Source organism: Pedobacter endophyticus, assembly GCF_015679185.1.
In the GTDB taxonomy this organism is placed as follows: Bacteria; Bacteroidota; Bacteroidia; order Sphingobacteriales; family Sphingobacteriaceae; genus Pedobacter; species Pedobacter endophyticus.
Genome location: NZ_CP064939.1, coordinates 4,362,799 through 4,374,955 on the forward strand (window position 1 = coordinate 4,362,799; position 12,157 = coordinate 4,374,955).

Genomic DNA, 12,157 nt, shown 5'->3' on the forward strand with positions numbered 1-12,157 from the left:
TCAGGAACCATGAGCTCCTAAAAAATCCTGTGCCATGAGGAAATTGATTTATATTATAGCGCTATTTTAATAAAAACACAATTTTAAAGAATGATTGACTTCATAAATAGTTTAAATTCTCTTTCGCCACTAAGAACCGTAGCTGTTGATGACTTGAAGTCGGAAATCAATAATAAATCATATAAGAGAGGAGATTTTATACTAAATTCTGGCAGGGTTTGCAGGCGATTATATTTTTTAAATAGCGGCTTACTAAAGTTGTCTTCTCAGAAATATGGAAATGAATTTATTATGCGTTTTTTTTCTGAAAATTCGATATTTACAGGACTTGACAGTTATATCACACAAGCGAAGTCCGAATATTCAATTATCACATTGGAACCGACAATGGTTTCATATATTTCACATTCAAAAATGGAATTTCTTTGTCAAAAGCATCACTGCATAGAAACAGCATTTAGAAAATTTATGTCTATCGCTTCGATAAACATGTTGAAAAGAATAAGTGAAATGCTTGAAGAAAATGCCACAACAAGTTATAATAATTTTCTAAATACTAATGCATCAATTCTGCAGCGCATTAGTCTGGGTGACTTAGCAAGTTACCTTGGAATTACACAAGTTTCACTCAGTAGAATAAGATCAAAAAAATCGATTTTATCATTTGATAAAAAATAGGTGCCTTCCTTTCGATTACCTTGCTTAAAAAAGTAAAGCAATGCAAGACAATTTAAAAGTCGTTAACAAACACTTACAATTTAAAAAGGTAGCACTGACCGAACCAACATCAAATTTCTACCTTCACATTGCAGCAGAAGTAGATCAATTCTGGATTCCTGTTTTTTTAACTACAGGTTCAAGGAAGAAAAGACTTATTGACAATGCTAAACAATGGTGTAGAGAATTAAAGAAGGACCATGAAGTTGTAAGTGCGGATGTTTTTAAAGCTATCCTCATTCCACCTGGCATAGGAAAATTTCTGAAAGAACAGTTAGGGAGAGTTCAGATAGCTAAATACGACTTTGCTATCTTGATTGAAACTGCATCTTTGCAAAAAGCAGAAGACATTAAGAATACTGCAGATTATAACCACATATTAGGGGAAATAAAAAACATATCCAGAAACACTCATATGACAACTGCTACCAATATAAGACATATAAACCCAGTAGATCACCAAAAGCAAGGTGTATTTTTATTTAATTATTTTCTAGCCAACAGTTTGCAGAAAAATCTTAGTATTTGGGAATATACCGCAGGTTGGTTTCAAGAAGAAACTGGACTTTATAATTCGACTGTGTTACTGCCAATAGACCAGAGAAATTCAGAATACACAATCATAAATCACTGCCGTTGGAACAAAATAAGCGATATTCTCCCTTCTTTGATTTTTAAGAAGTCATTTCATTCATACGTTCTTGACAATTTTTACGCTAACGAAGTTGCTGCAATGCCAATACTTTATAAACTAGCATAATAGGTAATAATACATTCCCACATAGCAATCAACTTTACAAAAAAGATAAAAAAATGAAAATTAAATCTCATCATATTAACGACGAAAAAATTGCTGAAGTAATTTCGGAAGAGACTATCATCAACAAAGCCGAAGACGGGTTAGACCTGTTAGGAAATTTATACTATCAAGGTTTCGACAAGATTGTAATAAACGAAAAGAACATTACTTCAAAATTTTTTAGCTTGAACAATGGAATTGCTGGAGAAATTCTTCAAAAATTTTCAAATTATCGTGTTCGATTAGCTATCGTAGGCGACTTCTCTAAATTCAACAGTAAAAGTTTAACTGACTTCATTTATGAAAGTAACAAAGCAAAGAACATCAACTTTGTTAGTTCTACGAAAGAAGCAATAAATGTTCTTTAAGATCATGAATGCGACTATTATAAAACAAATGGTTGAGATACCCAAAGGAACAATTCAATTACGAGATGACAGAATTAAAGAGAGATGGACTGTCGAAATTGAGTCTTTTTTACTTTTAAAATTTCAAGTAACACAGGATTTATATTTTGAAATAACCAATGAAAATCCAAGTACTTTTAAGGGTGATCGTCTGCCAGTTGAAACTGTGACTTTTAAAGAAGCTGTGACTTTTTGCAATAAACTTTCGGAGCGGAACAGCTTAACACCTTGTTATGTTGTTCAAACTGGTAACGAAGAAATAATCTTTGATAAATCAGCGAATGGATTTCGTTTACCAACAGAGGCGGAATGGGAATATGCCTGCAAAGCAGGGACCACAGGGATTAGATACGGTGAGTTGGAATTGATTGCTTGGTATAAAGATAATTCGGAAAACAGAACACATAGCGTTGGACAAAAGATGCCAAATGAGTGGGGACTTTATGATATGTTTGGGAACGTTTGGGAATGGTGTTCAGACCTATACGACACAGAAGTTTATGGTTCTTACCGTATTTTTCGCGGGGGCGGTTTTTGCGATGTCGAAAGAAGCGTAATGGCAACGACACGCAGAAGAAGTCACCCATTAAAATTTAAGATTGACGACCTTGGATTTAGAATTGCTAAAAACAAATAGCAAAGAACAACGGCAATCTAACAAGCTTTTGTCACACAAGCTGGAATTCCCAATATTCCCTACTTTTTTAATAAGTTTCAGAAGGTAGGGCTTGAGAATATTATAGTAAGCAGTGTCGCCAACTATTGTCCTAAAGTACTCCGCTATTTTCCTATTTTATCATAAACTCATTTCATTAATCAAATTTAATTTTTATTTTTTGATAATGAGTGAATGGTAATTTATAATAGCAAATTAATATTCGTTTTTTTGATAATTGTTTACTCAAGAACTAAGGCAAATTCAAAACTGCCTCGTTGAATGATTAATTTTAATTTCGGCAGGCACACCAGTCAAATGGTTTTAAAGCTTTACTGTTTTTTAAACTCTACCTCCATAACTGCTCTCCGGATAACTCCAGGCTGTTCATCTGGTACTTTACGCTCTCTGAACCACTTCATGTCAGTTTTGTTAAGTAAAGTAATATCATAATCTTCTCCACCATCAATAACTATTTTTGAACGACCATCTGCACCGACTGATGGCATGTAAGAAAAGTTCTTCTCTCCACGGTAGTCAGAGAGGTAAAAGATATCGTTTTCCCGGAAATCATACACTGGAATTGGTTTTGTTCCTGAAATGTCCTCCTGGCGAACAACTTTCCCAGCGACATCATATTCCGTGGTTAAACCTTTGATTAAAAGCCACTTACCGGCTAATTTAGTTTTTAGAGAACTAACTGATTCATGTTGGTCATCCTCGGCACTTTTCTTTTTACAGGCCGAAAGCATTAAAGATGATATTGCAAGCAGCATTAAAAGACCCAGTATTTTTCGTAATCTTCTTTCCATGTCCTTTATTCGTATTATAAACTCTAAACATTTACTGTGAACAATTGTTGGCTTTATTAAAATTTCACCGTTTTTTGATAACAAAGTAGAAACGACTTTTATTGATGTAATAAAACTAGTTACGCTTTAAGAACATTGTGTAATGATTAAATAAGTTATTACGATACACACTATTCCAGAAAAGATAGAAGTTATATATTTATAGTGAGAAATCCCGCTTTTACTTACAATACTTAGCTAGATTTTAGCAAAAAAATAGGCTCACATTTCAATATATAGGCTGATTGTTATTCAGTGGGCTTATTAAACATTTAATTGTTTTGAACATTTTAGTTGAATGATGCCCTAAAGACCATTGGCGACATATCCGTTTTCACTTTAAATAGTTTACTAAAGGACTGAGGATGCTCAAAGCCAAGCGCGTAAGCTATTTCACTTACAGATAGATTAGTTGTTGACAGCTTTTCCTTACCCAAGTCAATCATTCTGTCTTGAATCAATTGTTTAGTGCTTTGTCCTGTTAGAAGGTGAAGGAGCCTGCTTAAGTAATTGGCTGAAATATTTAGGTTCTCGGCGACGTATTGAACTGTGGGAATTCCTTTAGTGATTAAGGCGTCCGAGGCGAAATATTCTGCAAGCAGAGCTTCCGTTTGGTCTAAAATTTTATGGTTATTTTTTTTTCGGGTGATAAACTGGCGCTGATAAAATCGTTCGGAGTAAGTGAGCAGCACTTCAATTTGTGCAACTATTACATCCTGACTAAAATAATCTATATTGGTATTATACTCCTGTTCGATTTTTTGGATAATATCGATCACCAAAATTTCTTCCTTTTCAGAAAGGTGTAATGCTTCATTTACGTTGTAAGAAAAGTATTCATATTTTTTGATTTTTCCAGCCAAAGACGTGTTCCAAAGAAAATCTGGATGGATGAGCAATAACCATCCGGTATGTTGAAAATCCTCTTTGTTGCCTGGCTGAAAAGATAGCACCTGTTTGGGTGCCATAAAGTGCATTACACCTTCATCAAAATCAAGGTTCTGTTGTCCATACTTTAATTTTGAAATATTATTCTTTTTTAAAGCAATTGAATAAAAGTGATGGATAATGCTTCTCGGCATACTGCTTGGGTGCGATTTAATGTCTTCGAATTTCACAACGCTGATCAATGGGTGTTGAGGTTTACCTAACCCCATGAAATGGTGGTAATCCGCTATAGTTTTGATTTGATTTGCTGTCGTCATGATAAGATAACTATTAATATGAGCACTCATTTAGCAGATACAACTACTGAAAAATAAAACCGTCAACATCTATTCAGATAGTGTTCAGCCCGCCAGGTTAAAATCCGAACAAAATTCTTAAACCTTCTTTCAGTGATACAGGTTTACGTCCAAGGCTAGTTTCCATGTCCGGATATACGTCTGCTTCTTGATTATGTTTTATATCAGTGATAAAGTTAACGATTTTCTCAATTACTGGTTCAGGAACATTTCTTTGTTTCATCATTACTTTAAATTCATTTTCTTCTACGTTTGAATAGTTGACAGTATTTCCAGAAAGTTCAGAAAGCGCGCTGGCTATATCATAAAAGGTATAAGATCTATTTCCTGTGAAATTGTAAATCTTGTTCTCAGTATCTTTGGCAAGTAATACATTTGCCATTGCCTCACCTATTTCGCTTCGTAAGGCAAAAGCAACGGCACCATCTCCTGCTGGTAAATAAATTCCATGTTCCAAGGCTAGATTTCCTCCAATAAATTGTGGGATAGTATCCATATATAATATATTTCTAAACAAGGTATAAGCCATTCCACAAGCTTTAATATAATCCTCGGTCTGAAAATGTTCTTCCATCAACTGATTGGCCAGCGAACTTCTCTCACGAAGTGAACGGCTGGTGTAAGCAATTCGTTGCACCCCCGTTTTTTTTGCGGCATCGATGACATTTTTATGTTCTTGCATTCGGTCACCCTGATCCCCCGAGGATATCAGTAATACCGTATCTACACCTTTCATAGCTTTTTCCAATACTTTTATATTATCGTAGCTGCCCAAGAAGGCTTTATATCCCTTCGATTCAAAATCTGCTAGTTTATCTGGCTGACGGGTAATAACCGAAATGCGACTGGCAGATATACGTTTTAAAAGTGTGGTTATAATTGCGCTACCTAAGTGTCCCGTTGCGCCTGTTACCAGTATTCTTTCCATAATTTTTTTTAACAAAAATCTCCAAAAAATACTAATCGTTTGTGTTCAAATCTTTCTTTGTTGAAGCTAAATATGACATGATATATCATTTTCCATTTTTTTTACAAAGCTATGCGATTATTATCACCAGGTACAGTATTAGATTTTCTGAGACACAGAATACATTATTATTTTTTTGCTTTTGCATAACTATACTTTTAATACTAACGTAAAAAGATCTGAATTTGTCACAGTTCGTACCCTCTCTGCTTTTAAGAAGAATTGGACAAATCTTCAAAAATACACTAAGCCATTGGTTGATTAAAAAAAATTAGGAAGCGCATATTCATTTAACTGAAGAGAACCTAAGACCATCTAAATTTTTCTTGATATGGGATTTAATAGTCTTTCCCATTTTAACGTTGCATTTAAAAAACAATATGGATTTACTTCCTCAGAACTAATCACACAAAATTTTCAGTTAGGCCACATTATGACTCTAGCTTGATTTAATTTACTGCCTTAGAAAATCATAATTCCCTGATTATTTAATAAGTTTCACGAGGTAGGACTTGAGAATTTTATAGCTCGCATAGTCGCCTACTATTATCTTACTGTACTCTGCTTTTTCCAATATTATCATAAACTCATTTCATTAATCCAGTTTAATTTTTAGTTTTTCATAATGAGTAAATGGTAATTTATAATAGCAAATTAATATTCGTTTTTTGAGACAAATTTTATTTCTTTGCCGCAATTTGTGCAATTAAACTTTCAGCTGAAAGATAAGCAGTAGGGGATGAATACTTTTTTTTTGAGACAGTTATGAACTATTTATTCTTTCTGAGCCAAATTAATGCTTTTTTGATTTTTAAATCATCCTTCAGGTTTTCGAAGTTATCACCATTAACAACTTTCAAATCTGGTTCTAGATACTTTGGATAGATTTTTCCATTACGATCTGCCGCATAAGCTACAGCTAAATTGAGTCCTGAATACTTATTTAATTTAAAGCCTAGATTACTCGTCGTATAAGCGCCACTTTGCTCGCCAATAATAACAGATTTCGTTCGGCCAATGAATGAGATTGCGGTCATTTCACCAGAACTTGCGGTATTCCCACTGATCAAAATTGCGACAGGTATATCTTTACCCACAGGATAGCCACTATATTTTATAGGCGAAACTTTAACTGAGTCGACATAAAAAGTGCCATTCTTAATAATCCAGGATCCATTAGGCTCGTATGTGGAGGTGAGAAATCCACCAACTTTTCCTTCTCCTATTAAATCGCTTAAACCCGCGATCATTGGATACATATTGCCTCCAGTGTTTACTCTCAAATCAATAACCCATCCTTTGATATTCTTGTCATTGACTTTAGATAGTGCATTTTTAATTTCTTTAGCGATGCTATCCATTTGCTTTCCTCTAAAATCGTTGTTTCCAGGAATTAAAATGTAGGCAATATCTTTAGTAATCTTTTCTGCATTAACGGATTGATATTTTTTTGTAGCGATGGCTATAATATTGTTTATAGGATTAGCTGCCTTTTTATTCCAACTATATGTTTTTTCTCTAAATTTTAAACTGCCGTGATGATCATCAATTTGCTCGAATATATAAGGATATAGATGTAGAACATCTTCATACCGCTTTGCTCCAATAGCTTTAGCATAAACATTTGACCGTAAATCATTCCAATTCACTTTAGTATTTAAGGAGTGCTTTCTAATTATATTTAAGCTGCTATCTAAGTAAGCTCTTACGCTATCGGCAATCAATGATTTATCATTTTGAGCTTTTACTATCCAAGGCGTCAAAAATATAATTACTGCTAAAATTCGTTTCATAAAACTTGAGATGAAAATTAGCCATTTGAGGTTGCATTCAATTAATTTTTTTCTTTGCCGAATTTGGTGCATTTAAACTTACAACTGAACGAGAGATATACAAGGGGGATGCATAACTTCGTTTTTTTTGAGACAAACTAAAAAGCGAATGTGAACGCCTATCAAAAATTCACCGTTTTTTGATAAATGATATTTTACTAACTAAAATGTTCTAAACGCCTAACTTCATCTAATTAAATCAAAATTTTAACATATTAAAGCTGAATGGAAACTGCTCAACCGCTCCATATATTTTGGAAGGAATGTTCGATAGCGTTCATCTGACTGTCCGAAATTGAACACCTAACGCTTTCGTAGCATTACAAATAGGCTCTTGGGAGGTATATTTGAGGTAAGCATTACTTGGCATAATAATAGAAACGAACTATAGAACTTGCACATCATATTTAAGTGCTTTGATTAGTGATATTTAAACTTTCAAATCTGTGATAGGACATCATTTATTATTTATATACAGAAATTTTAAGAGGTTTAAAATTTCCTTTTTTGTAAATCTTATCGGATTATCTATAGGATTGATATGTACTCTTTTAATCTATTTCTGGATCAGGGATGAGTTAAACATTGACAAGTTCAATGACAATGATACATATCTATATCAAGTATTAAGAAATGAACCACTTAACAATACGGTAAATACCGAAGAATACACTCCTGGACTCTTGGCCCGTGCCCTTGCATCTTCTATTCCAGAAGTCGAGCGTGCTGTAGCAGTCGTACCTCCCAACATTTCCTACAAGGGTGCACTTTCGGCTGGTAGATCAAAAATTTTCACTACCCCTCAGTTTGCTGATCAGGGTTTTTTTGACGTTTTTACTTATCAATTTATTGAAGGAGATAAGAATTCAGTGTTATTGCATAAAAGCTCAATTTCAATTTCGGAGGAAACCGGTTATAAACTGTTTAAAACGACAAAGAACATTATCGGGAAAACCATAGCATTTGAGAACGAATATTTTGCAGGTCAATATATCATATCTGGAATTTTCAAGTCTCAGCCTAGTGCCTCAACTAAGTTTGATGTACTATTCAGCTATGACCTCTTTTTAGAAAAACGGCCTGAAGTAAAGGAGTGGTCTAATGGCGGCCCGTCAACCTTTCTAATTTTAAAGAAAGATGCAGATATCCAAAGTGTGAATGACAAAATTACTGAGCTGTTTCTTACTAAACGACAAAACACAAAAGAAACCCTATTCGTACAGCGTTTTTCAGAACGATATCTTTATGGTAGTTATGAAAACGGAGTTCCAATAGTCGGAAGAATGGTTTATGTGCGTCTATTTGGTGTAATCGCGTTGTTCATCCTTGGCATAGCATGCATCAACTTTATGAATCTTTCTACCGCAAAGGCCTCCAGAAGAATGAAGGAAGTGGGCATAAAGAAAGTATTGGGAGCAAAAAGGGGAGCGCTAATGGTTCAATATATTGGAGAGTCAATGTTACTAACAGGTATTTCACTGTTCGTTGCTTTGCTTGCCACAGAATTATTACTACCACAGTTCAATTCCATAACAGGTAAATCCTTAAGTCTACATTTTGACCTGAAGCTAATATTGGCGCTATTCAGCATCAGCCTATTAACCAGTTTGGCTGCTGGCAGCTATCCAGCATTTTACCTTTCTGGATTTAATCCAGCGAATGCCCTAAAAGGCAAATTAAACAGTACAAAAAGTGAACTTTTAATTAGAAAGGGATTGGTTGTATTCCAATTTGTTATCTCTATTATATTAATCATATCTGTTTCTGTAATATACAACCAAATAAAATTTGTAAAAAACAAAAACTTGGGCTACGAAAAAGACAATGTTATTTCTTTTGCCAAACAGGGAAAATTAGATAAAAACTTTAAGTCGTTTATCTCCCAACTAAAAAGTACGCCTGGAGTGGTAAACGCATCATATATGTATGGAAGTTTAGCCGGTGGTATCAGCTCCCGTTCAGGTGGACTGTCATGGGAGGGACAAGCATTAGATCAGAAAAACACAAAATTTGATTATCTGGATGTTGATTTTGGCCTTATTGAGACCCTTAATCTAAAAATAGAGCAAGGTAGAAGCTTTTCGCCCGAATTTGGCTCCGACACCTCGGCAATCGTTTTTAACAAAGCTGCAATAAAGACAATGGGGATAAAGGATCCTATCGGTAAAACAGTGAACTTTTACGGGAATAGACAGATAATAGGTGTTGTCGATGACTTTCATTTCGAATCACTTTTTGAAAAAGTTAAGCCCTTCTTTTTTAAGATTGACTATGAAAATGGTGGCAATATATTAGTGCGTATTAAATCTGGGTCAGAAAAGATGGCCATAGAAAATATTGAAAAACTATATAAAGAATTTAACGAAAATCTTCCTTTTGAATATAAATTTTTAGATGATGACTATCAGGTGCAATACACGTTCGAAAACAAGATAGCTATCTTATCGAGGTATTTTGCAGGTACTGCAATTATCATCTCATGTCTCGGTTTGTTTGGACTGGCGGCATTTATGGTGGAGAGAAGATCAAAGGAGATTGCGATTAGAAAGACGCTGGGATGTAGCGATCTAGGTGTTATATCTCTGCTATCGACATTTTTTGTCAGAATTATTTTTATTGCAATTTTCATAGCTTTTCCGATAGGATATTTGATAATGGGCAATTGGCTCGAAAGCTTTGCCTACAGAATATCTTTGCAGTGGTGGCATTTTGCTCTTGCAGGCTTTTTATCCTTTGTGATGGCTTGGACAGCAATTGCCTCACAAATACTTATCGCTATCAGAATAAACCCAGTAAAATATCTTAAAGAATAGAGCTACGTATAGATCTAATTCTTTGTTCATTAGTTATTTTGAGAGATACTTGATTCTGATAGGGCGCAGCAAATAATCTTTCTCGCTATTCCCTAGTTATTTAATAAGTTTTCAGGAGGTGGGGCTTAAGAATGGATTATAGTTAGCAGAGTTGTCTACGATTATACTGCTGTACTCCGCTTTTTTCCTATATTATCATAAACTCATTTCATTAATCAAACTCAATTTTTAGTTTTATAATGAAGAAATGATAAAATATAATGACAAATTAAAGTTCGTTTTTTAAGACTTTTTTTCTCTTTGCCGTGATTGGTGCATTAACTTACAGCTGAAAGAAAAATATATGGTAAGGGGGATTGATATTTTCTTTCCTTGAGGCTGCTTTGCGGGTGGGCAGGGTAATCAAGTCCAAAAATTAAAATTCTTTAGCAGCTCAAAACTTTGGGTTAGATAATGATAAATTTCAACTCTATTAAATTATCACATCATCAGGGTCTTCATTTTCGACAGGATCGCCATTTGAAATATTATTGCCTGCAGGAGTTATAAATGCAGAAGCGCCAATTGATATAATGAAAGAGATAATGACAATCCACATTGACACTATATCGCTGCTGTATAGGAACCATAACAATGCACTTATAAAGAGCAGTAATTGCGGAATCCAAGCAAGTTTTTTTCTGTTTTTATCGTAAATAAGTAATCTTAAATTAGCTATCCCGACAAACCCCATAATTACGTAAAAGATTTTTTTCCAGAGACCTATTACACCAAAATCACTTAGATCGAACCAGAAAACAGATACTATAATAAAAGTAATGGCGAGAGAAGATAAAACATTTATGAAAATAAGATAACGAGCGATGCTCAACTCATTATCACGGTAGAAATAAACCAAATTCATATTTACGACATTCTTATAGGGAATGCAAAATGCAGCGCCTGGTATGGCATTGTGCACAACCTCTGTTGTCCTTTCACTGTTTACAACCTTTTTAAGTTTTCTGGCATCAGTTAGAAAAATATTTTCCAAATTGTTATCGCTTTCATTAATGGTATACTGAGATAAAATACCGGAGTATAGCTTAGTTTCTCCTGCCACCTCACATAAAACATCAACCTTAGTAAAAGCGAACTTTCGTCTACTTGGATTACTATAAAGTATTTTTCCACCGTGAAAATAATAGAACCAGTAGTTTTTGAATCTTAATATTCTAAACTGCACATCAAGTTTAAGCGATCTTACTAACCAATGAAACATTAAGCCAAAGAAACAGGAAAAGAAATAGATCAAACCGACAATTATTATTAGGTCTCGATAAGTCTCATTTAAAACTTTCCTATCAGGCAATTCGTTCTTTGAAACAGTTGAAGTAAGATTTCGAACCTTATCATAGTTCAGCGAATCTAAAACGGTTAGTCCTAAAAATTCTTTGAAGACGTAAATCGAAAGAAGTGTAATAGCCATTGAAACTCCACTGAAGAAGACATTCCAAAGCAGTTTATCAAATTCATTGGATTGATTAAACTGTTTTGTGAATTCGCCGGAGTAATAACATTTACGAAAAAGAAAACCCGGAAAAATCGCTAACATAACAGCTATTACCGTATTGAGAGCAATCTGTTCCAAACTTATGCCTCAACAAAAAACGAAACGGGTTTACCATTGACATTTACGTTCACTTTGCCAGTCTTTGGGTTATCTAAAATTTTATGTAGCTCTTTTCTAGCCTCAGAATTTTTAAGTACACGCTTAGTATCATCACTAATTAATGGCTCTTCTGTGCTAAACTGAGTAAACATATTCGAGGCAACTCTAAATAGATTATCTATAATGCTGTCTTTGCTCATGTTTAGATTTTTTTAGGGGTG

At 34.2% G+C, this 12,157-nt stretch carries 11 protein-coding genes; 5 read left to right on the top strand and 6 right to left on the bottom strand.

Annotated features, from left to right (window positions below; translation table 11 throughout):
* Positions 1-90: 90 nt before the first annotated feature.
* Genes IZT61_RS17825 through IZT61_RS17840 form a run of 4 tightly spaced genes read left to right on the top strand, consistent with a single transcriptional unit; the run spans position 91 to position 2,560 of the window.
* On the top strand, positions 91-678 hold the full coding sequence (locus tag IZT61_RS17825; RefSeq protein ID WP_196098378.1) for a Crp/Fnr family transcriptional regulator: 588 nt from the start codon (positions 91-93) through the stop codon (positions 676-678).
* 40 nt (positions 679-718) lie between these two features.
* A complete protein-coding gene (locus tag IZT61_RS17830; protein ID WP_196098379.1) occupies positions 719-1,477 on the top strand; it encodes a hypothetical protein in 759 nt (252 codons plus the stop codon).
* A gap of 53 nt (positions 1,478-1,530) precedes the next feature.
* Entirely contained in the window at positions 1,531-1,884 is a 354-nt protein-coding gene (locus tag IZT61_RS17835; RefSeq protein ID WP_196098380.1) for a DUF4180 domain-containing protein, read from the top strand.
* A gap of 4 nt (positions 1,885-1,888) precedes the next feature.
* Positions 1,889-2,560: a formylglycine-generating enzyme family protein gene (locus IZT61_RS17840; RefSeq protein ID WP_230383751.1), complete on the top strand. Its 672-nt coding sequence runs from the start codon at positions 1,889-1,891 to the stop codon at positions 2,558-2,560.
* Positions 2,561-2,910: 350 nt separating this feature from the next.
* On the opposite strand, the gene IZT61_RS17845 is transcribed toward IZT61_RS17840, so the two are convergent.
* The 4 genes from IZT61_RS17845 to IZT61_RS17860 form a co-directional block, all read right to left on the bottom strand.
* Positions 2,911-3,390, bottom strand: coding sequence for an SH3 domain-containing protein (locus IZT61_RS17845; protein WP_196098381.1), 480 nt, complete (start codon positions 3,388-3,390; stop codon positions 2,911-2,913).
* 329 nt (positions 3,391-3,719) lie between these two features.
* Positions 3,720-4,634 (bottom strand): helix-turn-helix domain-containing protein, encoded by a 915-nt coding sequence (locus tag IZT61_RS17850; RefSeq protein WP_196098382.1) that lies wholly within the window; start codon positions 4,632-4,634, stop codon positions 3,720-3,722.
* Between the two features lie 97 nt (positions 4,635-4,731).
* Complete coding sequence (locus tag IZT61_RS17855) at positions 4,732-5,601, bottom strand: SDR family oxidoreductase (RefSeq protein ID WP_196098383.1); 870 nt, start codon at positions 5,599-5,601, stop codon at positions 4,732-4,734.
* A gap of 809 nt (positions 5,602-6,410) precedes the next feature.
* Positions 6,411-7,433 carry a S41 family peptidase gene (locus IZT61_RS17860; protein WP_196098384.1) on the bottom strand — a complete coding sequence of 341 codons (1,023 nt, stop codon included), beginning with the start codon at positions 7,431-7,433 and terminating at the stop codon, positions 6,411-6,413.
* 485 nt (positions 7,434-7,918) lie between these two features.
* Between IZT61_RS17860 and IZT61_RS17865 the strand changes: the two genes are divergently transcribed.
* Positions 7,919-10,285 carry an FtsX-like permease family protein gene (locus IZT61_RS17865; RefSeq protein WP_196098385.1) on the top strand — a complete coding sequence of 789 codons (2,367 nt, stop codon included), beginning with the start codon at positions 7,919-7,921 and terminating at the stop codon, positions 10,283-10,285.
* Positions 10,286-10,757: 472 nt separating this feature from the next.
* Here IZT61_RS17865 and IZT61_RS17870 read toward each other — a convergent pair whose 3' ends face one another.
* Together IZT61_RS17870 and IZT61_RS17875 are read right to left on the bottom strand one after the other, a co-directional pair.
* Complete coding sequence (locus IZT61_RS17870; RefSeq protein WP_196098386.1) at positions 10,758-11,915, bottom strand: hypothetical protein; 1,158 nt, start codon at positions 11,913-11,915, stop codon at positions 10,758-10,760.
* Positions 11,916-11,917: 2 nt separating this feature from the next.
* Positions 11,918-12,136, bottom strand: a complete 219-nt coding sequence (locus IZT61_RS17875) for a hypothetical protein (protein ID WP_196098387.1) — start codon at positions 12,134-12,136, stop codon at positions 11,918-11,920.
* Positions 12,137-12,157: the final 21 nt, after the last annotated feature.

Bases quoted from the DNA above. Each gene is read 5' to 3' on its own strand.
- IZT61_RS17825 (WP_196098378.1), top strand. From the start codon at position 91: ATGATTGACTTCATAAATAGTTTAAATTCTCTTTCGCCACTAAGAACC.
- IZT61_RS17830 (WP_196098379.1), top strand. From the start codon at position 719: ATGCAAGACAATTTAAAAGTCGTTAACAAACACTTACAATTTAAAAAG.
- IZT61_RS17835 (WP_196098380.1), top strand. From the start codon at position 1,531: ATGAAAATTAAATCTCATCATATTAACGACGAAAAAATTGCTGAAGTA.
- IZT61_RS17840 (WP_230383751.1), top strand. From the start codon at position 1,889: ATGAATGCGACTATTATAAAACAAATGGTTGAGATACCCAAAGGAACA.
- IZT61_RS17845 (WP_196098381.1), bottom strand. From the start codon at position 3,390: ATGGAAAGAAGATTACGAAAAATACTGGGTCTTTTAATGCTGCTTGCA.
- IZT61_RS17850 (WP_196098382.1), bottom strand. From the start codon at position 4,634: ATGACGACAGCAAATCAAATCAAAACTATAGCGGATTACCACCATTTC.
- IZT61_RS17855 (WP_196098383.1), bottom strand. From the start codon at position 5,601: ATGGAAAGAATACTGGTAACAGGCGCAACGGGACACTTAGGTAGCGCA.
- IZT61_RS17860 (WP_196098384.1), bottom strand. From the start codon at position 7,433: ATGAAACGAATTTTAGCAGTAATTATATTTTTGACGCCTTGGATAGTA.
- IZT61_RS17875 (WP_196098387.1), bottom strand. From the start codon at position 12,136: ATGAGCAAAGACAGCATTATAGATAATCTATTTAGAGTTGCCTCGAAT.